Source organism: Pseudomonas nitroreducens (assembly GCF_024170165.1).
In the GTDB taxonomy this organism is placed as follows: Bacteria; Pseudomonadota; Gammaproteobacteria; order Pseudomonadales; family Pseudomonadaceae; genus Pseudomonas; species Pseudomonas nitroreducens_C.
Genome location: NZ_JALJXP010000002.1, coordinates 469,244 through 492,179, shown reverse-complemented (window position 1 = coordinate 492,179; position 22,936 = coordinate 469,244). Strand labels below are relative to the sequence as shown.

Annotated in this window: 27 protein-coding genes; 7 read left to right on the top strand and 20 right to left on the bottom strand. The window is 66.1% G+C overall.

The window, feature by feature from the left end:
• Window positions 1-31: 31 nt before the first annotated feature.
• Window positions 32-1,423, top strand: a complete 1,392-nt coding sequence (ppnN, locus tag J2T47_RS06600; protein ID WP_253443603.1) for a nucleotide 5'-monophosphate nucleosidase PpnN — start codon at window positions 32-34, stop codon at window positions 1,421-1,423.
• A gap of 122 nt (window positions 1,424-1,545) precedes the next feature.
• Here ppnN and J2T47_RS06595 read toward each other — a convergent pair whose 3' ends face one another.
• The 10 genes from J2T47_RS06595 to J2T47_RS06550 form a co-directional block, all read right to left on the bottom strand.
• On the bottom strand, window positions 1,546-1,728 hold the full coding sequence (locus tag J2T47_RS06595; RefSeq protein ID WP_253443601.1) for a PA3496 family putative envelope integrity protein: 183 nt from the start codon (window positions 1,726-1,728) through the stop codon (window positions 1,546-1,548).
• Window positions 1,729-1,835: 107 nt separating this feature from the next.
• Window positions 1,836-2,474, bottom strand: coding sequence for an endonuclease III (nth, locus tag J2T47_RS06590; RefSeq protein WP_253443599.1), 639 nt, complete (start codon window positions 2,472-2,474; stop codon window positions 1,836-1,838).
• Window positions 2,471-3,184 carry an electron transport complex subunit E gene (locus J2T47_RS06585; protein WP_253443598.1) on the bottom strand — a complete coding sequence of 238 codons (714 nt, stop codon included), beginning with the start codon at window positions 3,182-3,184 and terminating at the stop codon, window positions 2,471-2,473. The genes nth and J2T47_RS06585 overlap by 4 nt, the downstream gene beginning before the upstream one ends.
• Window positions 3,177-3,812 carry an electron transport complex subunit RsxG gene (gene rsxG, locus J2T47_RS06580; protein ID WP_253443596.1) on the bottom strand — a complete coding sequence of 212 codons (636 nt, stop codon included), beginning with the start codon at window positions 3,810-3,812 and terminating at the stop codon, window positions 3,177-3,179. Before rsxG ends, J2T47_RS06585 begins: the two co-directional genes overlap by 8 nt.
• Complete coding sequence (locus J2T47_RS06575; protein ID WP_253443593.1) at window positions 3,809-4,849, bottom strand: RnfABCDGE type electron transport complex subunit D; 1,041 nt, start codon at window positions 4,847-4,849, stop codon at window positions 3,809-3,811. Before J2T47_RS06575 ends, rsxG begins: the two co-directional genes overlap by 4 nt.
• Complete coding sequence (rsxC, locus tag J2T47_RS06570; RefSeq protein ID WP_253443592.1) at window positions 4,849-7,170, bottom strand: electron transport complex subunit RsxC; 2,322 nt, start codon at window positions 7,168-7,170, stop codon at window positions 4,849-4,851. The genes J2T47_RS06575 and rsxC overlap by 1 nt, the downstream gene beginning before the upstream one ends.
• Window positions 7,167-7,721 carry an electron transport complex subunit RsxB gene (rsxB, locus tag J2T47_RS06565; RefSeq protein WP_253443590.1) on the bottom strand — a complete coding sequence of 185 codons (555 nt, stop codon included), beginning with the start codon at window positions 7,719-7,721 and terminating at the stop codon, window positions 7,167-7,169. The genes rsxC and rsxB overlap by 4 nt, the downstream gene beginning before the upstream one ends.
• Window positions 7,718-8,302: an electron transport complex subunit RsxA gene (rsxA, locus tag J2T47_RS06560; RefSeq protein ID WP_253443588.1), complete on the bottom strand. Its 585-nt coding sequence runs from the start codon at window positions 8,300-8,302 to the stop codon at window positions 7,718-7,720. Before rsxA ends, rsxB begins: the two co-directional genes overlap by 4 nt.
• Window positions 8,303-8,339: 37 nt before the next feature.
• Window positions 8,340-8,651: a CcdB family protein gene (locus J2T47_RS06555; protein ID WP_253443586.1), complete on the bottom strand. Its 312-nt coding sequence runs from the start codon at window positions 8,649-8,651 to the stop codon at window positions 8,340-8,342.
• Window positions 8,651-8,896 carry a type II toxin-antitoxin system CcdA family antitoxin gene (locus tag J2T47_RS06550; RefSeq protein ID WP_253443584.1) on the bottom strand — a complete coding sequence of 82 codons (246 nt, stop codon included), beginning with the start codon at window positions 8,894-8,896 and terminating at the stop codon, window positions 8,651-8,653. Before J2T47_RS06550 ends, J2T47_RS06555 begins: the two co-directional genes overlap by 1 nt.
• A gap of 148 nt (window positions 8,897-9,044) precedes the next feature.
• Between J2T47_RS06550 and J2T47_RS06545 the strand changes: the two genes are divergently transcribed.
• Window positions 9,045-9,575 (top strand): hypothetical protein, encoded by a 531-nt coding sequence (locus J2T47_RS06545; protein WP_253443582.1) that lies wholly within the window; start codon window positions 9,045-9,047, stop codon window positions 9,573-9,575.
• Window positions 9,576-9,604: 29 nt separating this feature from the next.
• Here J2T47_RS06545 and J2T47_RS06540 read toward each other — a convergent pair whose 3' ends face one another.
• Both J2T47_RS06540 and metG read right to left on the bottom strand, forming a co-directional pair.
• Window positions 9,605-10,402 carry a DUF4349 domain-containing protein gene (locus J2T47_RS06540; RefSeq protein ID WP_437180959.1) on the bottom strand — a complete coding sequence of 266 codons (798 nt, stop codon included), beginning with the start codon at window positions 10,400-10,402 and terminating at the stop codon, window positions 9,605-9,607.
• 31 nt (window positions 10,403-10,433) lie between these two features.
• Entirely contained in the window at window positions 10,434-12,467 is a 2,034-nt protein-coding gene (metG, locus tag J2T47_RS06535) for a methionine--tRNA ligase (RefSeq protein ID WP_253443578.1), read from the bottom strand.
• A gap of 289 nt (window positions 12,468-12,756) precedes the next feature.
• On the opposite strand from metG, the gene apbC reads away from it, so the two are divergent.
• Together apbC and J2T47_RS06525 are read left to right on the top strand one after the other, a co-directional pair.
• Window positions 12,757-13,848, top strand: coding sequence for an iron-sulfur cluster carrier protein ApbC (apbC, locus tag J2T47_RS06530; protein ID WP_253443570.1), 1,092 nt, complete (start codon window positions 12,757-12,759; stop codon window positions 13,846-13,848).
• A 15-nt stretch (window positions 13,849-13,863) separates the two neighbouring features.
• On the top strand, window positions 13,864-14,478 hold the full coding sequence (locus tag J2T47_RS06525; RefSeq protein WP_253443568.1) for a hypothetical protein: 615 nt from the start codon (window positions 13,864-13,866) through the stop codon (window positions 14,476-14,478).
• A gap of 4 nt (window positions 14,479-14,482) precedes the next feature.
• On the opposite strand, the gene J2T47_RS06520 is transcribed toward J2T47_RS06525, so the two are convergent.
• Window positions 14,483-14,980 (bottom strand): rod shape-determining protein, encoded by a 498-nt coding sequence (locus tag J2T47_RS06520; protein WP_253443565.1) that lies wholly within the window; start codon window positions 14,978-14,980, stop codon window positions 14,483-14,485.
• Window positions 14,981-15,123: 143 nt separating this feature from the next.
• Between J2T47_RS06520 and dcd the strand changes: the two genes are divergently transcribed.
• Both dcd and J2T47_RS06510 read left to right on the top strand, forming a co-directional pair.
• Entirely contained in the window at window positions 15,124-15,690 is a 567-nt protein-coding gene (gene dcd, locus J2T47_RS06515) for a dCTP deaminase (RefSeq protein WP_017521037.1), read from the top strand.
• 23 nt (window positions 15,691-15,713) lie between these two features.
• On the top strand, window positions 15,714-16,304 hold the full coding sequence (locus tag J2T47_RS06510) for a hypothetical protein (protein WP_253443563.1): 591 nt from the start codon (window positions 15,714-15,716) through the stop codon (window positions 16,302-16,304).
• On the opposite strand, the gene J2T47_RS06505 is transcribed toward J2T47_RS06510, so the two are convergent.
• From J2T47_RS06505 to J2T47_RS06490, 4 genes are all read right to left on the bottom strand, one after another.
• Window positions 16,278-16,835 (bottom strand): AAA family ATPase, encoded by a 558-nt coding sequence (locus tag J2T47_RS06505; RefSeq protein WP_253443561.1) that lies wholly within the window; start codon window positions 16,833-16,835, stop codon window positions 16,278-16,280. The two genes, J2T47_RS06510 and J2T47_RS06505, sit on opposite strands and share 27 nt — an antisense overlap.
• A 197-nt stretch (window positions 16,836-17,032) precedes the next feature.
• Window positions 17,033-19,573 carry a penicillin acylase family protein gene (locus tag J2T47_RS06500; protein ID WP_253443559.1) on the bottom strand — a complete coding sequence of 847 codons (2,541 nt, stop codon included), beginning with the start codon at window positions 19,571-19,573 and terminating at the stop codon, window positions 17,033-17,035.
• 169 nt (window positions 19,574-19,742) lie between these two features.
• Complete coding sequence (locus tag J2T47_RS06495; RefSeq protein WP_045209858.1) at window positions 19,743-19,943, bottom strand: SEC-C metal-binding domain-containing protein; 201 nt, start codon at window positions 19,941-19,943, stop codon at window positions 19,743-19,745.
• Window positions 19,944-19,951: 8 nt separating this feature from the next.
• Entirely contained in the window at window positions 19,952-20,437 is a 486-nt protein-coding gene (locus J2T47_RS06490) for an LEA type 2 family protein (RefSeq protein ID WP_045209859.1), read from the bottom strand.
• 122 nt (window positions 20,438-20,559) lie between these two features.
• On the opposite strand from J2T47_RS06490, the gene J2T47_RS06485 reads away from it, so the two are divergent.
• Complete coding sequence (locus J2T47_RS06485; protein ID WP_253443557.1) at window positions 20,560-21,108, top strand: hypothetical protein; 549 nt, start codon at window positions 20,560-20,562, stop codon at window positions 21,106-21,108.
• Here J2T47_RS06485 and J2T47_RS06480 read toward each other — a convergent pair whose 3' ends face one another.
• From J2T47_RS06480 to J2T47_RS06470, 3 genes are all read right to left on the bottom strand, one after another.
• Window positions 21,109-21,735 (bottom strand): trimeric intracellular cation channel family protein, encoded by a 627-nt coding sequence (locus J2T47_RS06480; RefSeq protein WP_017521043.1) that lies wholly within the window; start codon window positions 21,733-21,735, stop codon window positions 21,109-21,111.
• Window positions 21,736-21,858: 123 nt separating this feature from the next.
• On the bottom strand, window positions 21,859-22,332 hold the full coding sequence (locus tag J2T47_RS06475) for a YchJ family protein (RefSeq protein WP_253443555.1): 474 nt from the start codon (window positions 22,330-22,332) through the stop codon (window positions 21,859-21,861).
• A gap of 2 nt (window positions 22,333-22,334) precedes the next feature.
• On the bottom strand, window positions 22,335-22,823 hold the full coding sequence (locus tag J2T47_RS06470; RefSeq protein WP_081517734.1) for a DUF6231 family protein: 489 nt from the start codon (window positions 22,821-22,823) through the stop codon (window positions 22,335-22,337).
• Window positions 22,824-22,936: the final 113 nt, after the last annotated feature.

The following is a 22,936-nucleotide window of genomic DNA, read 5'->3' as shown; positions in this document are numbered from 1 at the left end:
GCGCCCGGCTTCCATCGTCAAGGAATACAGCATGTCCCCAAGACCGGTAAACAACGCCTCGGTCAGCCCCAAGGGCAGCCTCGAAACCCTCTCCCAGCGTGAAGTCCACCAGCTCAGCGAAGCCGGCTCGGGCAGCACCTACAAGCTTTTCCGCCAGTGTGCCCTGGCCATCCTCAACACCGGCACACAGATCGACAACGCCAAGCACATCCTCGACGCCTACCGCGACTTCGAGCTGGAAATCCACCAGCAGGACCGCGGCGTGCGCCTGGAACTGTTCAATGCGCCGGCCGACGCCTTCGTCGACGGCGAGATGATCGCCAGCACCCGCGAGATGCTCTTCAGCGCCCTGCGCGACATCGTCTACACCCAGAATGCGCTGAACAGCCGGCGCTTCGGCCTGGACAGTTCGGCCGGCATCACCGACTACGTCTTCCACCTGCTGCGCAACGCCCGTGCCCTGCACGCTGGCGTCGAGCCGAAGATCGTCGTCTGCTGGGGCGGCCACTCCATCAGCACCAACGAGTACAAGTACACCAAGAAGGTCGGCCACGAGCTCGGCCTGCGCAGCCTCGACGTCTGCACCGGCTGCGGCCCGGGCGTGATGAAGGGCCCGATGAAGGGCGCCACCATCGGCCACGCCAAGCAGCGCATCACCGATGGCCGCTACCTGGGCCTGACCGAGCCGGGGATCATCGCCGCCGAGGCGCCGAACCCGATCGTCAACGAGCTGGTGATCCTGCCGGATATCGAGAAGCGCCTGGAGGCCTTCGTCCGCATCGGTCACGGCATCATCGTGTTCCCCGGCGGCGTCGGCACGGCGGAGGAGTTCCTCTACCTGCTGGGCATCCTCATGCACCCGGAGAACCAGGACATGCCTTTCCCCCTGGTGCTCACCGGCCCGCGCAGCGCGGCGGCCTACATCGAGCAGTTGCACGCCTTCGTCGGCGCGACCCTGGGCGCGGCAGCGCAGCAGCGCTACCGCATCATCATCGACGACCCGGCGGAAGTGGCGCGGGAAATGAGCCAGGGGCTGAAGCGGGTCAAGCAGTTCCGTCGCGAGCGCAACGACGCCTACCACTTCAACTGGCTGCTGAAGATCGACGAGGGTTTCCAGCGACCGTTCGAGCCGAGCCACGAGAACATGGCGAGCCTGGACCTGGGCCGCGACGTGCCGCCCCACGAGCTGGCGGCGAACCTGCGCCGGGCGTTCTCCGGCATCGTCGCCGGCAACGTGAAGGCTCATGGCATCCGCATGATCGAGGAGTTCGGGCCCTACGAGATCCATGGCGACGCGGCGATCATGGAACCGCTGGATGCGTTGCTGCAGGCCTTCGTCGAGCAGCACCGGATGAAGTTGCCGGGCGGCGCGGCTTACGAGCCGTGCTATCGGGTGGTGCAGCGCGCTGGCGTCGCAGTGTGATCCTGTAGGAGCGGGCCATGCCCGCGATCGCGCGCATGGCGCGCTCCTACAAGGAGCCAAAAACAAAAAGCCCCGCCAGAATGCGGGGCTTTTTCATGCAGGTATTTCGCTTAGGAGCAGGCTTACAGATCGAAATCGTAGTCGGACAGTTGGCGCTGCAGGCGACGTTCTTCCAGGTAGTTGTCGATGATGCGGCGCTTGGTCAGGTTGGTCTTGGCGACCTCTGCCGTGGCTTCGGCGCCGTCTTCGCTGTCGTCTGTGCTGACATCGTCCTCGAGTTCGAGGTCTTCTTTGTCGTTTGCCATTCGGTGCACTCCACAACACGGGGTGTGTTGGCGCCCCTTATATCGACAAAGGCGTAAGCGGTAAAAAAGATTTTTTCAATCAGCCTGAAGGAATTTTCCCATAACGCTCAATCGTCCGAAGTCTTGTGCTTGAACTCGCACAGGTCCTCGATCCGGCAGCTGCCGCACTGCGGCTTGCGCGCCTTGCAGACGTAGCGCCCATGCAGGATCAGCCAGTGGTGCGCATCCAGCAGGTATTCCCTGGGCACGAACTTGAGCAGTTTGCGCTCCACCTCCAGCACATTGCGCCCCGGCGCGATGTTGGTGCGGTTGGAGACGCGGAAGATGTGGGTGTCCACCGCCATCGCCGGCTGTCGGAAAGCCGTGTTGAGGACCACGTTGGCGGTCTTGCGGCCCACGCCCGGCAGGGCTTCGAGGTCTTCGCGGTTCTCCGGCACCTGGCCGCCGTGCTTCTCGATGAGGAGGCGGCAGGTCTCGATGGTGTTCTTCGCCTTGCTGTTATACAGGCCGATGGTCTTGATGTACTCCGACAGGCCTTCCACGCCCAGGGCGTAGATCGCCTCCGGGGTGTTGGCCACCGGGTAGAGCCTGGCAGTGGCCTTGTTCACCCCGACGTCGGTGGCCTGGGCGGAGAGCAGCACCGCGATCAGCAGCTCGAAGGGCGTGCTGTAGGCCAGTTCGGTTTCGGGGTTGGGATTGTCTTCCTTGAGTCGGCGGAAAATCTCCGCGCGCTTGGCGGCATTCATTCGATCACTCCGGTCACGCGGACGCGTTGGCGCTCGGTCGCGGGTGCGTCGCCCGCTGGCACCTTGGCGCGGTCCGCCAGGCTTTCATCAATACGGTTCTTCAGTGCAATCAGCAGGCCCAGCACCAGGAAGGCGCCGGGTGGCAGCACGGCCAGCAGCAGGCCCTGGTAGCCGGGGATCTGCAGTTTCCAACTGGCGGCGCCGGGGCCCAACAGCAGGTCCATGCCGGCCAGCAGCGTGCCATGGCCGAGCAGTTCGCGCAGGGTGCCGATGGCCAGCAGGACCAGGGCGAAACCCAGTCCCATCATCAGGCCATCGAAGGCCGAGCGCGCGACATTGTTGGTGCTGGCGAAGGCTTGCGCGCGGCCGAGGATCACGCAGTTGGTGGTGATCAGCGGCACGAAGATGCCCAGCACTTCGTACAGCTCGTAGCGCCAGGCCTGCATCAGCAGTTCGACGCAGGTGGTCAGAGTGGCGATGACCAGCAGGAAGGCCGGCAGGCGCACGGACTCGCTGAGCGTGCCGCGGATCAGCGATACGGCAATGCTGGAGCAGAACAGCACGAAGATCGTCGCCAGCCCCAGGCCGAGGGCATTGACCATGGAGCTGCTGGTGCCCAGCAGCGGGCACAGGCCGAGCAGTTGCATCAGGCCGGGATTGTTCTTCCACAGGCCCTGCAGGGCGATGTCGCGGTAGCCGGGATTACTCATGCGGGTCTCCCGAAGTGGCCGGGGCGAGCAGCTCTGTCTTGTGCGCGTCGAAGTACTGCAGAGCCAGGTGCGTGGCCTTGACCACCGCGCGCGGGGTCACGGTGGCGCCGGCGAACTGGTCGAACTGGCCGCCGTCCTTCTTCACCTGCCAGCCAGCCTCGGCCGGGTCGCTCAGGGAGCGGCCGTCGAAGCTGTGCAGCCAGTTGCTCTTGCCCAGCTCGATGCGGTCCCCCTGGCCGGGTGTCTCGTGGTGCGCCACGACTCGCACACCGAGCAGGCGACCTTGCGCAGTCACGCCCACCAGCAGCTGAATCGAACCGCCATAACCATCCCGCGCCACAGGCTGCAGCACGACCGCCGTGGTCTGCCCCTGAAGTCGGGCGATAAAGGCGGGCGACGGTTCGTCGCGGCCCAGCAGCTTGGGATCGAAGGCGCTGACTTCGTTCTCCAGCGGATGATTGTCGTAGCTGCCTTGGGGTAGCAGCGCCAGCAGCGCGCGACCACGCGCCTCGCGTTGGGCGGTGTCGATGCGCTGGGCAGTGAACTGGTGGACCGCGGTCACCACACCAGCGGCGATCACTGCGAGCAGGCCCAGCACCAGGGCGCTCTTCAGCACGGCGCGGTTCATCGGTCACCCGTCTTGAAGCCGCGCTCGGGCTTCTTGTGCCCGTAGGTGCGCGGGCGGGTGAAGTAGTCGAGGGTCGGCGCGGCGAGGTTCATCAGCAGCACGCCGAAGGCCAGGCCGTCGGGGTAGCCGCCCCAGGCGCGGATCACGTAGGTGAGCACGCCGACGCCGAGGCCGAACAGCAGCCGGCCGCGGTTGCTGGTGGCGCCGGACACCGGGTCGGTGACGATGAAGAAGGCGCCGAGCATGGTCGCGCCGCTGAACAGGTGCAGCAGCGGCGAGCCGTGGGAGTCGGAGCCGCTGCCGTTCCAGAACAGCAGGCTCATGACGAACAGGCCGCCGAGCAGGCCCACCGGCGCGTGCCAGGTGAACAGCTTGCGCCAGAGCAGGAACAGCCCGCCGGCCAGGAAGGCCAGGTTGACCAGTTCTACGCCGCGCCCGCCGACACTGCCGAAAGCGGGGGACTGCGCCAGCAGCTCGTCCATAGTCAGGCTGTGGTTGTTGCGCACCACGTCCAGCGCGGTGGCGCCGACCCAGGCGTCCGGCCCAAGGCTTGCGAAGCCGAATATCTGCCGCAGACCCTCGCCGAAGCCGAGCGCGCTGTCCGGCGCCGGCCACTGGCTCATCTGCTGCGGGAACGACACCAGCACCACCGCGTAGCCGACCATCGCCGGGTTGAACGGGTTCTGCCCGAGGCCGCCGTACAGGTGCTTGCCGAAGATCAGCGCGAACACCGTGGCGACTGCGCTCAGCCACCAGGGAGAGTAAGGCGGCAGGGCGAGGGCGAGCAGCACGGCGGTGACCAGTGCACTGCCGTCCTTGAGGAATAAGGCCACCGGGCGGTCGCGCAGCCGGAGCATCAGCGCCTCGGTGGAGAGGGCGAGCAGGCTGCACCACAGCAGGTTGAACAGGGTGCCGACGCCGTACAGGCCGATCAGCACCAGCGCACCCGGTGCGCAGGCGGCCAGCAGCGTCAGCATGACGCGCCGAGTGCGGTTGCTGCCTGTTGCGTGGGGCGAGCTGATGCGGGGCAGTTTCATCAAGGCGCCTCGCCGCTGGCATCGGCAACGGCGCGCTCAGCGGCTTGCAGGCGTTCGCGGGCGGTGGTCAGCACCGGTTCGCTGGCGCCTTCGCGTTCGCGTTTCTTCAGGTCGGCGCGGGCGTAGGCCAGTTCGGTCCTGGCGGCGCGCAGGGCATCGGTGATTGGGCGCTTGTCGGTGCGCACCAGGTCCGGCGGTGCCTTGCCGCTGGCGTCTTCGGCGGCGTGCAGGGCGGCTTCCGCAGCGGCCAGGGTCTGGCGGATCGCGGCCAGTTCTTCGGCCGAGGCACCTTCGCGTTCAGCCGCGCGCAGGGCATCGCGCTGGGCGATGTAGACCAGCTTGGCCTGGCGCAGGGCGAGCACGCCGTCGACGGGCTGCTCGGTTTTCGGTTCTGTCGGCATGGCGGTCCCCTGCAGTTCGTTGAGTTGGCGCTCGATACGTTCGACGTCCCCACGCAAGGAGACGAGGGTGGCGAGCTGCTCGTCGCTGGGCGATTCGCCGAAAGCTTTCTCGGATTTCTTCAGCTGCGCGCGGGCCATGGCGGCGTCGATCTTGGCTTTCTTCAAGGCGGCTTCGTTGGTGACAGGAACCGCCGTCGGTGCCGGCTCCGCACTGGCGCCTTGCACCTGGGCAGCCGCCAGCGCGGACTTCGCCTCTTCGGCGGCACTGCGCAGTTCGGCGACCTGGCTGCGCAACTGTTCGGTGTCGTGAGTGGCCAGTTGTTTCTCGGCCTTGTTCAGCGCGACCTGGGCCATGCTCGCCTCGATCTTCAGGCGCTTGAGCTGGTCGGGCGCGTTGCCCACGGCCTTCTCGGCCTTCACCCGCTCGATCACCGATTGCGCGGCCGGCACGCTGGTCGTTTCGACTGCTGGCTGGTCTTCCTGCACGCGCGCCGCGCGTTCCTGGCGAGCCAAACGGTCAGCGGCGCGTTGTTCTTCCTCGCGGCGCAGGCGCTCCTGGCGTTGCTCGAAGCGCAGGCGCCACTGCTCGGCCTTCAGCTGGCGCAGTTCCAGCTCGCGGATTTCGCCCTTGGAGGCGCGGTAGTACTGCACCAGCGGAATACTCGACGGGCAGACATAGGCGCAGGCGCCGCACTCGATGCAGTCGAACAGGTTGTGTGCCAGGAGCTGCTGGTGATCTTCGGCGAAGAAATACAGCTGCTGCGGCAGCAGGCTGGCAGGGCAGACCTGCGCGCAGTCGCCGCAGCGGATACAGGGCATCGCTGGCGCCGGTGCCGGCAGCTCTTCGCGGGTGGCGGCCAGCAGGCAGTTGGCGGACTTGATCAGCGGCACGTTCAGCGACGGCAGGCTGTCGCCCATCAGCGGGCCGCCGAGCAACAGGCGGTCGAGCTTGGCGCTGTCGAGGCCGGCGAACTCCAGCAGCTCGCTCACCGGCGTGCCGAACAGCGCTTCGACGTTGCACGGGCGCGCGAGGGCGGCGCCGGTCAGGGTGGTGATGCGCGAGATCAGCGGGCGCCCGCGCAACACGGCGTCGGCGACGGCGACGGCGGTGCCGACGTTCACGCAGAGCATGCCGATATCCGCCGGCAGCCCGCCGGAAGGCACTTCGCGGCCGGTGAGCAGCTGGATCAGCTGGCGCTCGCCGCCGGAGGGGTAGCGGGTCGGCACCGCTTGCAGGCGGATCGGTCGTTCACCGACGGCGGCCTGCACGGCGGCGATGGCCTCGGGTTTGTCGTCCTCGATGCCGAGCAGTACCTGCTGTGGCTGGAGGATGTGCATCAGCACTTCGATGCCTTGCACCAGTTCGGCGGCGCGCTCGCGCATCAGCAGGTCGTCGGCGCTGATGTAGGGCTCGCACTCGGCGCCGTTGATGATCAGAGTGTGCAGGTCGTCCCGGGCGCGGGAAGCCAGCTTGGCGGCGGTGGGGAAGCCGGCGCCGCCGAGGCCGGCGATACCTGCCTGGCGGATGCGTTGTAGAAGTTCAGTCCCGGAGAGGGACACATACTCGGACTCGGGTTTCAGCTCGGCCCATTCATCCGCGCCATCGCTGTCGATGACGATGGCGGGCGCCGACAGGCCGGAGCTGTGCGGATAGGGCTGCTCGCTGATCCCGATCACCGTGCCGGAAGTCGGCGCATGCAGCGCGGCGCTGATGGCGCTGCCGGCCTCGGCGATCAGTTGACCCTTGAGCACGTGCTGGCCGACATCGACACAGGGCACGGCGGGCTCGCCGATGTGCTGTTGCAGCGGCAGCACCAGCCGGCGCGGCAGCGGCGGCTGCTGGATCGGCATGGCGGTGGACTGCTGCTTGTTGGCCGGCAACGTCAGGCCGCCGGGGAAGTCCCAGACCTGCGCGTTCATGCCGCCCGCTCCCGGTCGGTGTGGATCAGCCGGCCCCGGGGCAACGGCCATTTCCAGTCGGCAACTCGCAGCGGCAGCTCGCGCATCTCGATGCAGTCCACCGGGCAGGGTTCCAGGCACAGGTCGCAGCCGGTGCACTCGTCGACTATCACCGTGTGCATCAGCTTGGCCGCGCCGACGATGGCGTCCACCGGGCAGGCGCGGATGCACTTGGTGCAGCCGATGCACTCGGCCTCGCGGATATAGGCGACGCGCAGCGGGGTTTCCTCGGCGGCATCCAACGGCAGCGCTTCGACGTCCAGCAGCTCGGCGAGGGCGGCGATGGTCGCAGCGCCGCCGGGCGGGCACTTGTTGATCGCATCGCCTTCGGCAATGGCCTGGGCGTAGGGCTTGCAGCCGGCATAGCCGCATTGGCCGCACTGGGTCTGCGGCAGCAGGTCGTTGATCCGCCCGGCGATGGATTCGTCCGCGATTTCCACCCGCGCCGCCACCAGGTGCAGCGCCACGGCGCCGCCTAGGCAGAACAGGACGATCAGCAGCGCCGTGATCATGGCTTGAGCAGTCCGCTGAAGCCCATGAACGCCAGGGACATCAGCCCGGCGGTGATCATGCCGATGGCCGCGCCCTGGAATGGCTTGGGCACGTCGGCGAGGGCGATGCGTTCGCGCAGGGCGGCGAACAGCACCAGTACCAGGGTGAAGCCCAGCCCGGCGCCGAAACCCTGCAAGGTGGATTGCAGGAAGCCGAACTCGGCCTTGCGCGCATTCAGCAGCACGACGCCCAGCACGATGCAGTTGGTGGTGATCAGCGGCAGGAAGATGTCCAGCGTGCGGGCCAGCAGCGGGCTGGTCTTCCGCACCAGCAGTTCGGTGAACTGCACGACGATCGCGATCACCAGGATGAAGCCGATGGTGCGCAGGAACTCCACGTCCAGCGGTTGCAGCACATAGCGTTGCAGGATGTAGCCCAGCGCCGAGGCGAGGGTGAGGACGAAAGTGGTCGCCAGGGCCAGCGCCAGCGCCGTCTCGATCTTGCGCGACACGCCCATGAACGGGCAGATGCCGAGGAACTGCACCAGCACGAAGTTGTTGACCAGGATGGCGCTGACCAGGATCAGGGCGAGTTCGGTCATGGCTGGCGACCCGTGCTCAGGCGTGGGCTGTTCATACTCAGATTCCGCTGATCAGCAGGTCGATGGCGGCGATGATCTCCAGGCGCAGGTGCGCCAGGCTGCCCACCGGCTCACCCAGTTCGCGGCGGGAGATGCCGGCCATCTGTGGCGTCAGTAGCAGGAGGCTCTCATCGCCCACGCGCACTTCCGGCATCAGCCGGTTGATGCCGGCCAGGCCCTTGGCGCGGCTGAGCGGGATCACCATGCGCGTGTTCAGCGAGGCCAGCAGGTCGCTCTGCACATCCAGCAGCAGCGGGATCGCCTTGCAGGTGCGCGGATTGGCGTTGCGGTAGAGGTCGAACTGCTTCATCAGAAGCTCCGCAGGCCGTCGCTGAACACGCCGGTTGCCTCGACATGCTGATTGTAGGTTTCGATGGCTGCGCGGTTCTGCTCCAGCCAGCGCTGGCCGAGGCGCTCCTTGACCACATCGGCCAGCGCCTCCTCCAGCACCGCCGAGAGGTTCACGTCCAGTTCACGGGCCTGTTTCAGCAGGTCGCTGTTGAGGCTCAGGTTGGTCGCCTTCTTCGGTGCTTGCGGGTCGTAGGTCGTGTGCATGGGCGCCTCCATGGTGGATGCGCATAGGTTATGCGCATTGCTCATCGGGAACAATCTTCCTGCGCCGTAAATCAGTTGCGGTGCCAGGGGTGGCGGGAGGAATATCGGCGGCTGCCGAACCCGATCGGTTCCCCTCACGGAAGTCGCGATGCGCAAACCCCTGTCCGGACACTTCACCGCCCTCTGCCTGTTGTTCTCCAGTGCCCTGGCTTCGGCCGCACCTTTCACCACGGCCGATCTGGTCAGTTGGCCGCGCATGGGGGTGGCCGACTTCGCTTGCCAACTGGAGCAGCGCACGGGCAAGGCCGACGCGCAGTTCAGCTGCGCCGCCAGCAAGAAGCTGAACAACTGGGGCGATGCCTGCCACGACACCGACCTCAGCTACGCCGGCCCGCAGTTGCCCGAGGCGCTGGTGCGTCAGCTCGATCCGCGAATCTCGGCGGTGGACCTGGACTGGGAGTACGGCCGCCTGCAATCGGTCAACGTCACCTTCGACAAGATCATGACCGCCGAGGAGGTGGCCGACATTTTCCCGGAAGTGAATCTGGATGACCCCACCTCCCGGGACAACCTGAGCAACGCCTCGCTGCAGGATTGCGCCGAAGACGCCTCCTGCCTCTACCTGGAAGGTTTCGAGCACCTGGGCGGGGGCGACGTGGACTGCGAGGACGCTCAGTAACGCCAGGGTGCACCTGGCGTCGAGGGACGTCAGACCTTGTTCGCGCTGCGCCGGCTTCCGAGCTTTCGCCACAGCCAGCGCAGGATCAGCCCGGCGATCAGCAGCACGACCAGCAGCGGCAGGCCGAAGGCGGCGACCTGGATGGCGTTGACGGTGCCGTCGGTGAGCTCGTCGAGCGAGTTGCCGAAGGCTGTGCCGATGCGCGACCAGCGACCGCTGGGCTGGTATTCGCTGGAGAAGTCCAGGGTCAGCAGGTTGGTGGCGATGCGGCGTTGCTGCTGGGCTGCGTCCTGACTGGCGGCATGCAGTTGCTGCTCGACCTCGGCGGTGGCCGTGGCGAGGGCCAGCAGGTCGCTGACGCTCATGTCCTTGCGGCCCTGGAACCCTTGCAGGGTCTGATACTCGCGCTCCAGCCGCTCACGCAGTTGCTGGTTGTCGCTGACCGCCTGGGCGAGGTCTTCGGCGCGGGTACTACGGCTTTGCAGTTGCCCGCCTTCGGCGGCCAGGGCGACGAGTTTTTCCACGCCGTCGGGGACGATGCGTACGACCAGGTGCGCGTTGCGCATTTGGCTGTCGCCGCTCTGCTCGATGGCGATCAGTTCGCACTGGCCGAAGCGGTCCTGGGTGCAGGCATCGCGGGAGGCGGCCAGTTGCGCGTCGATGCGCTTGCTGGCCAGGCGGATGCCGACCTGGTGTTCATAGGCAAGGAAGGAACCGGCTTTCGCCGCTTCCCCCTGGAAAGCGGCGCCGGAACCGGCGGCGTGCTCCGACGGAGCGCCGCAGCCGGCGAGGGTGGCGCTCAGGACGAGCGCTGCCCAGTGGTGCAGTTTCATCGTTGGCCTCCCTGCCGCTCGATGCTTACTTGACGCGCTGGCCGGGCTTGGCGCCGCTGTCGGGGCTCAGCAGGTAGATCTCTTCACCGCCAGGGCCGGCGGCCAGGACCATGCCTTCGGAGATGCCGAACTTCATCTTGCGCGGGGCCAGGTTGGCCACGTACAGGGTCAGGCGGCCTTCGAGCTTGCTCGGGTCCGGGTAGGCGCTCTTGATGCCGGAGAACACGTTGCGCTTCTCGTCGCCGATGTCCAGGGACAGGCGCAGCAGCTTGTCGGCGCCCTCGACGAACTCGCACTTCTCGATCAGCGCGATGCGCAGGTCGACGGCGGCGAAGGCGTCGAAGTTGATCTCCGCAGCCAGCGGGTCCTTGGTCAGCTCGCCGTTACCAGCGGGCTTATTGGCGGCGGCGAGGTCTTCCTTGGAGGCTTCGATCATGGCTTCGATTTTCGCAGGCTCGATACGGGTCATCAGCGGATTGAACGGGTTCAACTGGTGGTTGGCCAGCAGTTGCTCGTGATCGGCCCACTTCAGCGGGGCGACGTTGAGGAAGGCTTCGGCAGCTTCGGCCAGTTTCGGCAGCACCGGCTTCAAGAAGATCACCAGCTGACGGAACAGGTTTACGCCCAGGGCGCAGATGGCTTGGACTTCGTCCTGCTTGCCTTCCTGCTTGTTCAGCGACCACGGGGCCTTGTCGGCGATCCAGGCGTTGGCCTGGTCGGCCAGGGCCATGATCTCGCGCATGGCGCGGCCGAAGTCACGGGCTTCGTAGGCGGCGGCGATGCTCGGCGCAGCGTTCTGGAAGGCTTCGACCAGTTCCGGTGCAGGGTTGGCGTCCACCAGCAGGCCGTTGTTGCCCTTGTGGATGAAGCCGGCGCAACGGCTGGCGATGTTGACCACCTTGCCGACCAGGTCGGAGTTGACCTTCTGCACGAAGTCTTCGAGGTTCAGGTCGAGGTCATCGACGCCGCGGCCCAGCTTGGAGGCGTAGTAGTAGCGCAGGTATTCCGGGTCCAGGTGGTCCAGGTAGGTGCGCGCCTTGACGAAGGTGCCGCGGGACTTGGACATTTTCTGGCCGTTGACGGTCAGGTAGCCGTGCACGTTCACCGCGGTCGGCTTGCGGTAGCCGGCGCCCTGGAGCATGGCCGGCCAGAACAGCGCGTGGAAGTTGACGATGTCCTTGCCGATGAAGTGGTACAGCTCGGCCTCGGAGCCTTCTTTCCAGTAGGCGTCGAAGTCCAGCTCCGGGCGGCGCGCGCAGAGGTTCTTGAAGCTGGCCATGTAGCCGATCGGCGCGTCCAGCCAGACGTAGAAGTACTTGCCCGGCGCATCGGGAATCTCGAAGCCGAAGTAGGGCGCGTCGCGGGAGATGTCCCACTCCTGCAGGCCGGCATCCAGCCACTCGGCGAGCTTGTTGGCCACCGAGTCCTGCAGGGTGCCGCTGCGGGTCCACTGCTGCAGCATCTCCTGGAAGTCAGGCAGCTTGAAGAAGTAGTGCAGCGACTCCTTGAGCACCGGGGTGGCGCCGGAGATCGCCGATTTCGGGTCCTTCAGCTCGGTCGGGGCGTAGGTCGCGCCGCAGGCTTCGCAGTTGTCGCCGTACTGGTCGGCGGTGCCGCACTTCGGGCAGGTGCCCTTGATGAAGCGGTCGGCCAGGAACATCTGCTTTTCCGGGTCGAAGTACTGGGTCACCGGACGGGTCGCGATGTGGCCGGCCTCGCGCAGCTTCAGGTAGATGGCCGAGGACAGCTCGCGGTTCTCTTCCGAGTGGGTCGAGTGATAGTTGTCGAAGTTCACCTGGAAGTCGGCGAAGTCGGCCATGTGCTCGGCACGCACGCCGTCGATCAGTTGCTCGGAGGTGATCCCTTCGCGCTCGGCGCGCAGCATGATGGCCGAGCCGTGGGCATCGTCCGCGCACACGTACACCGCCTGGTTGCCACGCATCTTCTGGAAGCGTACCCAGATGTCGGTCTGGATGTACTCCAGCATATGACCCAGGTGGATCGAACCATTGGCGTAGGGCAGGGCGCTGGTGACGAGGATCTTGCGGGCTTCGGACATGATGATCGGCCGTTCCGGTTAAAACGAGGGAATCGGCAACTATATAGGGGCGGGGCGAAATTTTCATCCGTGGCCCGCTTGGCTGTAAGGGCTGATTCACCTTTGAGCATCAGGCGCTCGGGCTGTTCGCGAGCAAGCTCGCTCCTACAGTCCTGGCTCGCGCAAGGCTGCTCTTAGTAGGAGCGAGCTTGCTCGCGAACCTCGCCTACCCCCGATGATCCCGAGCAAGGCGGCGGCGAGAGGCGTACTATGCCCGCCTATTCTGCTCAGTCTTTCATCGGGAGTACCCATGGGCGCCAACCGAGCCACGGTGGAAAACCTTCTCCGCCAGATCAACGACCCTCACACCGGCCAGAACCTGCTGGACGCCGGCTACCTGCGCGAGCTGGACATCCAGGGCGGGCGCATTTCGCTGACCCTGGAGCTGGGCTACGCCGCCGGGCTGTTCAAGAACGGCCTGGCGCAGACCGTGCAGATGGCCCTGGAAGCGCTGGACGGCGTCGACTCGGCGCAGGTCAAGGTGGAAACCCACATCGCCGCGCACAAGGCCCAGGCCCAGGTGCCGGGCATGAGCAACGTCAAGAACATCATCGCCGTGGCCTCCGGCAAGGGCGGCGTGGGCAAGTCCACCACCGCCGCCAACCTCGCGCTGGCGCTGGCCCGTGAGGGCGCCAGGGTGGGCATCCTCGACGCCGACATCTATGGCCCGAGCCAGGGCATCATGTTCGGCATTCCCGAAGGCACCCGGCCGAAGATCCGCGAGCAGAAGTGGTTCATCCCGCTGGAAGCCCACGGCGTGGAGGTCATGTCCATGGCCTTCCTCACCGACGACAATACCCCGGTGGTGTGGCGCGGCCCGATGGTTTCCGGCGCGCTGCTGCAGCTGATCACCCAGACCGCCTGGAACGACCTGGATTACCTGGTCATCGACATGCCGCCGGGTACCGGCGACATCCAGCTGACCCTGGCGCAGAAAGTCCCGGTGGCCGGCTCGGTGATCGTCACCACCCCGCAGGACCTGGCCCTGCTCGACGCCAGGAAAGGCGTGGAGATGTTCCGCAAGGTCAACATCCCGGTGCTGGGCGTGGTCGAGAACATGGCCGTGCACATCTGCTCCAACTGCGGCCATGCCGAGCACCTGTTCGGCGAAGGCGGCGGCGAGAAGCTGGCGGCGCAATACGGCGTCGACCTGCTGGCGTCGCTGCCGCTGTCCATGGCCATCCGCATGCAGGCCGACGGTGGCAAGCCCACGGTGATCGCCGACCCGGAAAGCCAGCTGGCGATGATCTACCAGGAAATGGCCCGCTGCGTCGGCGCTCGCATCGCCCTGAGCGAGAAGGCCGCGCCGGACATGCCGAACATCTCCATCAGCGACGACTGATACCCGGGGACCGCCATGCGCAAGGATGCGAAACGCCCCGCCGGCTGGCTGCTGGCGGCGTGCCTGGGCCTCGCTGGTTCGCAGGCCTGGGGCGCCGACGAGGATTCAGCCGACTGGCAGGCCCAGTGCGTGATCGCCGGCCAGGCGGTGACCCTGGACTTCCGCTCCGCCTCGGGCGATGCCTTCGAGGACGACATGGCCGTGCAGGCGCGCCGGGCCGATGGCTCCAGCGTGCCGCTGCCACTACCTCCCGCCCTTTACCATGCCACCGGCCTGCTCGGCAGCCCGCAGAGCGCCTGCGACCCAGTGCCGCTGCTGGACCTGGGCAACGGCCTCGGCCTGTTGCTGGTGGTGCGCGACAACCGCCCCGGTCTGCCGGTGGTGGATGCGCTGCTGCTGGACCTTGCCACCCTTCAAGTGCTGGAAAAGCGCCTGGGCGACCCCGGTGCCGTGGAAGGCCTGCTGAAGACTGCCAGCCTGGTCGTGCGCCAATCCGCCGCAGGCGTCGATCTGCGCCTGGTGCGCGAGGCCGTGCCTGGCGCTGAGTGCGATTGCGCCGACGCCTATGCCGAGGACTGGCTGCGATTCTCGGTGGACCAGCGCAAGTTGCACACCGCCTGGTTGCCCTGAGAACTTACAGCGGCCACTCCGTACCACCGGTGCCGGAAGGAAACTGTCCGGAGCGTAGTTCGTCGAGGGTGAGCTCGCGTCCGGTCCAGACGCGCACCTTGCGTGCGCCGGCGCTGCGGCAGAGTTCGTAGAGACCACGGGACTCGACCTGGGTCAGTCCGCCTTCGAGGTGCTCCTGCGGATGCACGATCACCACTGGCTTGGCCATCAGCAGGGATCGGGGCATCAGGCGCCGGAACAGCAACTGCAAGGTCTTCTCGCCGATGGAAAAATTCGCCAGCAGAGACCGTGGGTGATCGAAGCCGTTGAGCACCTCGACACCCTCCTGGCCTTGCAGCTGCTGTGCCGCCTCGCCGGAGGCGAGGATCACGGGCTTGGCGTTTTCGTAGCGCAAGGCCAGTAGCGGTGGTTCGCCGAACACCTGGCCGGAAGGCAGCACTACACCGCTGACCCACTGACGGGAAATTTTCAGGTAGAGGGTGGGCAAAAAGTGATCAAGCATGCGGGCTCTTCCTTGAGTCAGTGCGGAGCAGGTTACGGAAATCCATCGAAGGCCGTCGACCATCCGGCCGCACCCTTTGCTGGAAATTGTGACGCCCGGTAAGATTCGCCTTCTTTTTTCAACCGCCGCACAGGACACCCGCCATGAGCATCAAATCGGACAAGTGGATTCGCCGCATGGCTCAGGAACACGGCATGATCGAGCCGTTCGTCGAGCGCCAGATTCGTGGTGCCGATGACAGCCGGGTGATTTCCTACGGTGTTTCCAGCTACGGCTACGACGTGCGCTGCGCCGCCGAATTCAAGGTGTTCACCAATATCCACTCGGCCGTGGTCGATCCGAAGAACTTCGACGAGAAGAGCTTCGTGGACATCAACAGCGACGTCTGCATCATCCCGCCGAACTCCTTCGCCCTGGCCCGCACCGTCGAGTACTTCCGCATCCCGCGCGACGTGCTGACCATCTGCCTGGGCAAGAGCACCTACGCGCGCTGCGGCATCATCGTCAACGTGACGCCGCTGGAGCCGGAGTGGGAAGGCCACGTGACCCTGGAATTCTCCAACACCACCAACCTGCCGGCGAAGATCTACGCCCACGAAGGCGTGGCGCAGATGCTGTTCCTGCAGTCGGATGAAGCCTGCGAAGTGTCCTACCGCGATCGCGGCGGCAAGTACCAGGGCCAGACCGGCGTCACCCTGCCCAAGGCCTGATTGCCGCCCAGAGAGAAACGGACATGACCTCGCAAGGATTGCGGGGCCTGCTTTGCGCCCTGTTGCTGGGCGCCAGCGGCCATCTGGCGGCAGCCGAACTCAACGTCACTCCTGGTGGCGAAGTGCTCGGCCTGCCGTCCAACGCTTCCCTGAACCAGTTCGTCGAACGCCTGGGCGAGCCCACGGCGCGCCTGCCCATGCGCGGCGGCGAGCAGGGCCTGCTCTACGGCAACGCCACGCTGCTGGTGTTCAAGAACCAGCGACTCACGCAGGTTCGTTGCTGGCTGCACAGCCGATTCACTCCTTCGCTGTTCCTCGGTTGGCTGGATCAGGTCGAGCCGGGCGGGGACCCACTGACCTTTGCCGTGGACGACACGCTGCACCTGGGCCAGGAGCGTGGTGCCGCGTCCGGCTGGCTCAATGGCCACGAAGGTGACGGTGACGAGCTGTCCGACGTTCGCCTGAGTGGCAACAGCGAAGTCTGGCTGGGCTATGGCAACTCCGACGATTACGGCATCCAGGGCGAGAGCCGTCAGGTCGTGGTGTCGCTCAGCGTGAGTATCCCCGAACCGCCTGCGGCCGCTGCCTCAATGGGCGTGATGAGCCGTCCCTAGGACTTCCAGCACGAAGGCCGCTCGTTCCTCCAGGCTCGCGAGCGGCAACGGCACGACGCGATACCCCAGCGCTTCGTACACCTCGGTCATCACCGCCGCGGTGCGCTGTGCTTCGGCAAAGTCCTGCCGGCGTTCGGCATCGTTGCAGTAGATGGCTTGCCATGCGGGCGCCAGGAACGCGGTCGGTCCGTAGCGCAGTGCCTGTGCGGCGCTTGCCAACTGGTCCGGAACCGGCAGATTGCAGAGTCGCGCGTACCCCAGCACATCCGGCAGGCCACGATCGAACAGCCACAGTCCACCTGCAGCGAGCGCCCGCTCGCGGGTCACCAGCGCATGCTCGAACATTGCCTGGCAGAAGGCCTCGCGGTCTGCCCAAGGCAGTGCATCACCGCCACGGGCCAGTTGCTCGCGGATGATCGCGCGGCCGCCTTCCGCGACGACGTTCAGGCCGTGATGCTGGTGCAGATGGTCGAGCAGGGTGCTCTTGCCGGCGCCGGGGCCGCCGGTGATGACGATGAGCGATTCGGACATGGCGATGACTCCTTAGGAAAGGATGCGAGGGAGTACCGGCCGGGGAAGGGTGTTGCGAAGGGAGGTGCAGCGGAAACGGAGCGGGGAAAAAAGAAAGGCACCCAGAGGGTGCCTGAATATGATCATGGAGTAAGTCGACAGATCTGATTCCGGGGCGGGAGCCAAGTTCCCGGTCCCCGGAAATATTTTTCAGATCATTACTTCTCCGGCACCAGCGTCAGGCGTTTCACGCCGTAGACCTTCTCCAGGTTCTGCGACTGGAAGGGGAAGCTCATGTAGTTGCCCTTCAGCCAGGCGTCGATGCCGTCGGCGTAGTGCGGGCTGGCCGGGTTGCCGGACTGGCCGCTGCTGTTGAGGCCGATCATCGGCTCGCTCTGGCCGAAGTCGACGACCAGGCGCATGGCCGGGATCAGCCAGGTGTTGAAGTCCTGGCCCCAGTGGTAGGCCGAGACGTTCAGCGTGCTGTGATCGCCGCCTGCCGGGTAGGGGCCGCGGTCCAGGTAGCCCTTGATCGCGCCGAGGCTGGCGCGCTCGCTGGCGCTGAGGTTGGGCGCCATCTTGGTGCTGTCGCTGACCCACTCGTAGGTGTGCAGCTTGCCCCACTGCCAGGCGTGGCGGTCGCTGCCCAGCTTCTGCTCGCAGAAGGCTGTGGCGGCTGCCAGGCTGCGGGCGAGGATCGCCGGCTTGTCTTCCTTCTGCGGGGTGCGCGTGTCATCCCAGAACGGGCTGTCGTCGCGGCCCAGCAGGTGGTCGGCCTGGGCCGAGTAGGAGAGGTTGGCGGTCTCGACGAAGGCCTTCCACGAGGGGCTGTCTTCCGGGCCGAGTTCGTCGAGGAAGATCTGTTTGCTGCTTTCCTGCAGGAAGGCCTCGTAGAGCGCGGCGTCGCCGGAGGTGGCGGAGAGCTTGCCGTCGAATGCCATGATCCGGTCCAGCGCTTCGCGGGCGCGGGCGCGCTGGTCGGCGGGCAGGGCGTCGATGGCCTTCTTCAGCGGCTGCGCCATGCCCGGGGCATCGAACATCGCCTGCAGCTTGCCGGCGAACGGCGTGGTCTGGTCGTACTGCATGGCGATCATGCTGCGGTAGTCGTGGCTCTTGCTGCCGCCGGCGAGCTGGGCGATGCGCTCGTAGCGCTCCGGGTAGTACCAGGAGCTGGACAGCTGCGCGCCGTAGCCGGGCTGCACGCTGCGGTGGTTGGCGGTGCCCAGCCAGCCCTGCGCGGGGTCCTGGTCGGACGGGTGCAGGATCGGGTCGGCGTAGCCGTCCCAGTCATAGCGACCATCCCAGCCGGGGGAGGGCAGCAGGCCGCGGCCTTCCTTGCGGTTGGGGAAGCGCCCGGTGACCTGCCAGCCGATGTGCTTCTCGTCGGCGAACACGATGTTCAGCGCCATCGCGCGCACGTCGCGGGTGGCGTCGAAGGCCTGTTCGACGTTCTTCGCGCGGGACAGGTCGAAGAAGGCGTCGAGGGTGCGGTCGGTCTCGCCCTGGATGCTCTGGTAGGCGATGCCGTAGCCGCTGGACAGCGGCAGCGGCTGCAGGTCGTGCTTGCGCTCGCCCAGCGCGCTGTTGAGCAGCGGGCCGTGACGGGTCTCGTAGATGACTTCGCGGACCGGGCTCCGGCCCTTGATGAAGAAGGTCTCGTTGCGCTCGATGGCGGGCTTCCACTGGCCGTCGGCGAGGTAGTAGAGCTTGCTGCCCTGGCGCTTCACCTGTTCGAGGAAGAGGTCCTGGTTGTCGCCCATGACCATGGTCATGCCCCAGGCCAGCTTGCCGTTGAAACCGGCGACCACGCCCGGCACGCCGGCGATGGAGACGCCCGCGGCGTTGTACTTGGGCGAGCGGATCTGCACGTAGTTCCACACCGATGGCATGGACAGCGGCAGGTGGGTGTCGTTGGCCAGGATGCTCTTGCCGCTGCGCGTGCGCTGCGGGGCGATGGCCCAGTTGTTGGAGGCGGCGACGCCCATCATCTGCAGCGCGGCGACCTGCCCGGCGGCGCGATCGAGGGCGTCGAGGCCGGCAATCCTGCCATCCAGGCGCAGGCCCTTGAGCTTCTCGGCTTCTTCGAAGGGCAGTGCTTCGTCCGGGTAGATCGGGGTCAGCCAGGGCAGTTTGTCGGCGCCGACCTTCTGCGCGAGCACCAGGGAGGCGATCTCTTCCTGCAGGTTCACCGCCAGGCCGAAGTTCAGCAGGCTGAAGACCAGTGCGGAGTCTTCCGGCTTCCAGTACTCGGGACGGTAGCCGGACTCGGCGAGGTCCATCGGCAGCTTGTCGCGGTAGCGGTACAGGTAGGCGTTGACGCCGCGCGCGTAGGTCTCGAAGAAGCGCTTGAGGCGCGGAGAGGAGCCGGCATAGAGCGCATCGGCGGCCTTCTTCAGGTTGACCGTGCGCATGAAACGGTCGGTCTCCAGGGCTCCGGGGCCGACCATCTCGGAAAGGCGTCCCTGGGCCATCAGGCGCAGGCCGACCATCTGGCTGATGCGGTCGCTGGCATGCACGTAGCCCAGGGTGAACAGCGCATCGTGGAAGGTGCTGGTCTCGATCAGCGGCATCCCCAGGGCGTTGCGGCGGATCGACACGTTGTCCGCCAGGCCCTTGATCGGCTGCACGCCGTAGGTCGGCGGCAGGCTGTCGGAATAGCGGTCGTTGAGCCAGCCCTGGCAGCCAGTGAGGCTGACAGCGGCGCTGAGGGTGGCGGCAAGGCCGAAGCTGGGAAGCCGGCGGAAGGCTCGCGGGGCCATGGGGATGTGCTCCTGCACAAAGAGGTCGCTTGAAGCGCGCTAAGGTAGTGAGCCGAGGATAGCTGTGCAAGCCATGCGCGGCGGGATTTTCAGCAGCTGTCGGATAGTCGGGCCGGACAGCAGAAGGCCCGCGCTGGGCGGGCCTTCTTTGCAGTGCTCGGGGCCTGGATCAGGCGCCGTGGCACTTCTTGTACTTGCTGCCGCTGCCGCAGGGGCAAGGATCGTTGCGGCCCACGTCCTTGAGCGGGTTACGCGCCGGCTCCTGGCTGTGGTTGCAGTGCGGGCCGTGCACGTGGCCATGATCATGGTGGTGGTCATGATCGTGGTCGTGGTTGCAGTTCGGACCGTGTACGTGGGGTTCCTGGCTCATGGTGACGCTCACTCGGGGATGAAATCGCCGGGAATTATCTCGCCATTGCGGGCGATGTGCACGCTCTGTCCGAACAGCAGGCCGGTCTTCACTTCACCGTCGAGGCGATAGCGGATCGGCTTGTCCGGGTCTTCCAGCAGCTTGACGATGTACTTCATGTGCCGCCACAGGTTGGTGGTCACCGGCACTTCGAAGGTTTCGTGGCCGTTGGCCGGCACTGTGAACCAGTTATTCGACTCGCCTTCGGCCAGGTCGATATCGTTCAGCTTGACCTTGTAGGCCAGGCCGCGAACCGGAAGGCTGAAGTCGTTCGGGTTGTCGATGCGGAAATGCAGGACGAATTCCTGCTCCAGCAAACGAGCTTTCACGACGTCGACTTTCTGCAGTTTCACGTCGGGTTGCTCGAAATTGCCTGACATCCAGCCGCAGCCGGAGACCAGGCTGAACAGCCAGAACAGGCTGAGAATTCTTATCATTTGCGCCTGATAATTCATGTCTACCCCTCAAGACGCCCCAGTGTACCAAGCACCTGCTCGGCCGCAAGTTGTTGTTACGTTAAAAGAAGCTGCACCATACTGGCCGAATGTAACCGGCGGGTTAACACAGGAGAGTGAAGATGAGCCGCTATGAGATTGCCTTCTCGGGGCAGACCGTCCCGGGTGCCCAGCTCGAAACGGTGAAAGCCAACCTGGCCAGGCTGTTCCAGGCCGACGCACAGCGCATCGAACTGCTGTTCTCCGGTCGCCGCATGGTGATCAAGAACAACCTCGATGCCGAGGCCGCGGAAAAGTACCGCAGTGTGATCGAGCGCGCCGGGGCTGTCGTCGAAGTGGTCGACATGGACGCGCAGATCGAAGAGATCGAGCTGGCTCCGCCGCCGCCCGCCGAGCCTGTCAGCGCACCGGTACAGCCGGCTGCGTCGCAGGGGCGCCTGAAGGTGGCGCCGCGTGACGAGTACATGGCCGCTTTCGCCGATGTGGATGCCCCGGACTTCGGCCTGGCGCCGGTGGGCACCGACCTGCAGGACGAGAAACCCGACGCCCAGGCGCCACGGGTGGATCTCAGTCAGTTCAGCGTCGCCCCGGTGGGCAGCGACATGGGCCAGGCCAAGCCTGAGCCGGCAGCGCCTGCGCCGGACACCAGTCACCTCAAGCTGCAGGACTGATCAGTCGCCCTGGTGCGGGTCGTCCTTGTAGACGAACTTGGGCATTTCCCAGCGGAAGCGGATCGCCAGCATGCGGAACAGGAAGCCGGCGAACAGGGTGATCAGCATGGCCTGCTCCTTGGGCAGGTCGATCTGCAGGCAGATCAGGTAGCACCAGGCGCTGGCGAAGGACACGCTGGCGTAGAGCTCGCGGCGGAAGATCAGTGGCACGTCGTTGCAGAAGATGTCCCGCAGGATGCCGCCGAATACCCCGGTGATCACCCCGCTCACGGCTGCGATCAGCAGGCTGTGGCCCATCTCCAGGCTGACCTGGCAACCGATCAGGGTGAAGGCCACCAGGCCCACGGCGTCCAGCGCCAGGAACATCGAGCGCAGGTGGCGCATCAACGGGGCGATGAACACGGTGAACAGCGCGGCGCCGGCCGTCAGTGCCAGGTACTCCGGATGGCGCACCCAGGTCAACGGGTAGTGGCCCAGCAGCATGTCGCGCACCGAACCGCCACCCAGGGCGGTGACGCAGGCCACCAGCACCACGCCGAACAGGTCCATGCTCCGCCGGCCGGCGGACAGCGCGCCGGTCATGGCTTCGGCGGTGATGGCGATGATGTAGAGAACGGTCAGCAGCATGGCGAGGTCCGGCAGCAGTAGCCGGTGCGACGAAATACCGCCGCCCCGGAAAAAAGCGCGGATTCTAGCCCAGACACCGATCGCCCCCAAGAGGGGCGGGTTCGCGCCGTGCTCGATCCTGTCCTACTCAATCCAGGGACCGCAGCATTTCTTCAGCTTGCCGCCGGCGCCGCAGGGGCACGGATCGTTGCGTCCCAGTTTCATCGGCACGGTGGGGTCGAGGAAGTACCAGCGTCCGTCGCGCTGGACGAATCCCGAACACTCGCGGTGGCTGTGTTCGCCGCCGGCATCGTGCCAGCGCGCAATGAAGGTCACCCGTGCATGTTCCGGCTGACCGCCGAGCACTTCATGACTCACGACCTCCAGGCCCAGCCAGGTGCTGCCCAGGCTCCAGGTACGGATGGCGTCGAGGTCCAGGCCCTGTTGCTGGGCGGGTAGCGTCGTGTCGCGCAGGTAATCCACCAGGCCCAGCGCATAGGCGCTGTAGCGCGAGCGCATCAGCGCCTCGGCGGTGGGCGCGGCGACGCCGGCATGGAAGCGCCCGCAGCACCCGGGCAACGGGCGGCCACTGCCGCAGGGGCAGGTCGGTTCGATCATGGTCACCACCAGTACTTGCCGAAATTTTCCGGGTTGGCCCAGAACTTCGCGTTGAGCCAGTCCGGGACCTGTTTGTATTCATGCAGATCGTAGGTGAACAGGGTGATCACCTGCTCGTCGCGCTGGAAGCGCTCGCTCGCCTGCATGGCCAGGGCGTAGAAGTCGGCGTCCTGCGCCTGGGCGGCGTCAAGGTCGACCAGCACCGCCACGCGGCTGCTGTTGAGGTTGCGGATGCCGCCCACCAGTTGCTGCGCTTCTCGGCGCGGCAGGTGTTCCAGGCAATCGGCCAGCAGTGCGAGGTCGTAGCGCTGGCCGGCCAGTTCCGCCGGCAGAGCGCCGGCGTCGGCGTGAAACAGTTCGCAATCCGGGTGCGCCGCGAGGAAGGCGTCCACCGCCGGAATCTGGCTGGCACCCACCAGCAGGAGACGCTGCGGCGCGTAGCGATCGAGCAGGGCGGCAAGGGCTTGTTGCGGCGTGCGTGTCGAAATCATGGGGCTCGTCGAAGGCGAAAAATAATGAACGAAGACTAGCGTGTGACACCCATATGGCCTAGTGCTGGCGCATTCTGTCAGTCACGTCTTTACTCGGTAATTGTCGGTCAAGA

Bases quoted from the DNA above. Each gene is read 5' to 3' on its own strand.
- dcd (WP_017521037.1), top strand. From the start codon at position 15,124: ATGAGCATCAAATCGGACAAGTGGATTCGCCGCATGGCTCAGGAACAC.
- J2T47_RS06550 (WP_253443584.1), bottom strand. From the start codon at position 8,896: ATGCACACGACCTACGACCCGCAAGCACCGAAGAAGGCGACCAACCTG.
- J2T47_RS06495 (WP_045209858.1), bottom strand. From the start codon at position 19,943: ATGAGCCAGGAACCCCACGTACACGGTCCGAACTGCAACCACGACCAC.
- J2T47_RS06595 (WP_253443601.1), bottom strand. From the start codon at position 1,728: ATGGCAAACGACAAAGAAGACCTCGAACTCGAGGACGATGTCAGCACA.
- J2T47_RS06555 (WP_253443586.1), bottom strand. From the start codon at position 8,651: ATGAAGCAGTTCGACCTCTACCGCAACGCCAATCCGCGCACCTGCAAG.
- J2T47_RS06510 (WP_253443563.1), top strand. From the start codon at position 15,714: ATGACCTCGCAAGGATTGCGGGGCCTGCTTTGCGCCCTGTTGCTGGGC.
- rsxG (WP_253443596.1), bottom strand. From the start codon at position 3,812: ATGAACCGCGCCGTGCTGAAGAGCGCCCTGGTGCTGGGCCTGCTCGCA.
- metG (WP_253443578.1), bottom strand. From the start codon at position 12,467: ATGTCCGAAGCCCGCAAGATCCTCGTCACCAGCGCCCTGCCCTACGCC.
- J2T47_RS06470 (WP_081517734.1), bottom strand. From the start codon at position 22,823: ATGATTTCGACACGCACGCCGCAACAAGCCCTTGCCGCCCTGCTCGAT.
- rsxA (WP_253443588.1), bottom strand. From the start codon at position 8,302: ATGACCGAACTCGCCCTGATCCTGGTCAGCGCCATCCTGGTCAACAAC.
- rsxC (WP_253443592.1), bottom strand. From the start codon at position 7,170: ATGAACGCGCAGGTCTGGGACTTCCCCGGCGGCCTGACGTTGCCGGCC.
- J2T47_RS06485 (WP_253443557.1), top strand. From the start codon at position 20,560: ATGAGCCGCTATGAGATTGCCTTCTCGGGGCAGACCGTCCCGGGTGCC.
- rsxB (WP_253443590.1), bottom strand. From the start codon at position 7,721: ATGATCACGGCGCTGCTGATCGTCCTGTTCTGCCTAGGCGGCGCCGTG.
- J2T47_RS06520 (WP_253443565.1), bottom strand. From the start codon at position 14,980: ATGCTTGATCACTTTTTGCCCACCCTCTACCTGAAAATTTCCCGTCAG.
- nth (WP_253443599.1), bottom strand. From the start codon at position 2,474: ATGAATGCCGCCAAGCGCGCGGAGATTTTCCGCCGACTCAAGGAAGAC.
- J2T47_RS06475 (WP_253443555.1), bottom strand. From the start codon at position 22,332: ATGATCGAACCGACCTGCCCCTGCGGCAGTGGCCGCCCGTTGCCCGGG.
- apbC (WP_253443570.1), top strand. From the start codon at position 12,757: ATGGGCGCCAACCGAGCCACGGTGGAAAACCTTCTCCGCCAGATCAAC.
- J2T47_RS06525 (WP_253443568.1), top strand. From the start codon at position 13,864: ATGCGCAAGGATGCGAAACGCCCCGCCGGCTGGCTGCTGGCGGCGTGC.
- J2T47_RS06505 (WP_253443561.1), bottom strand. From the start codon at position 16,835: ATGTCCGAATCGCTCATCGTCATCACCGGCGGCCCCGGCGCCGGCAAG.
- J2T47_RS06585 (WP_253443598.1), bottom strand. From the start codon at position 3,184: ATGAGTAATCCCGGCTACCGCGACATCGCCCTGCAGGGCCTGTGGAAG.
- J2T47_RS06545 (WP_253443582.1), top strand. From the start codon at position 9,045: ATGCGCAAACCCCTGTCCGGACACTTCACCGCCCTCTGCCTGTTGTTC.
- J2T47_RS06575 (WP_253443593.1), bottom strand. From the start codon at position 4,849: ATGAAACTGCCCCGCATCAGCTCGCCCCACGCAACAGGCAGCAACCGC.
- J2T47_RS06490 (WP_045209859.1), bottom strand. From the start codon at position 20,437: ATGAATTATCAGGCGCAAATGATAAGAATTCTCAGCCTGTTCTGGCTG.
- ppnN (WP_253443603.1), top strand. From the start codon at position 32: ATGTCCCCAAGACCGGTAAACAACGCCTCGGTCAGCCCCAAGGGCAGC.
- J2T47_RS06500 (WP_253443559.1), bottom strand. From the start codon at position 19,573: ATGGCCCCGCGAGCCTTCCGCCGGCTTCCCAGCTTCGGCCTTGCCGCC.
- J2T47_RS06480 (WP_017521043.1), bottom strand. From the start codon at position 21,735: ATGCTGCTGACCGTTCTCTACATCATCGCCATCACCGCCGAAGCCATG.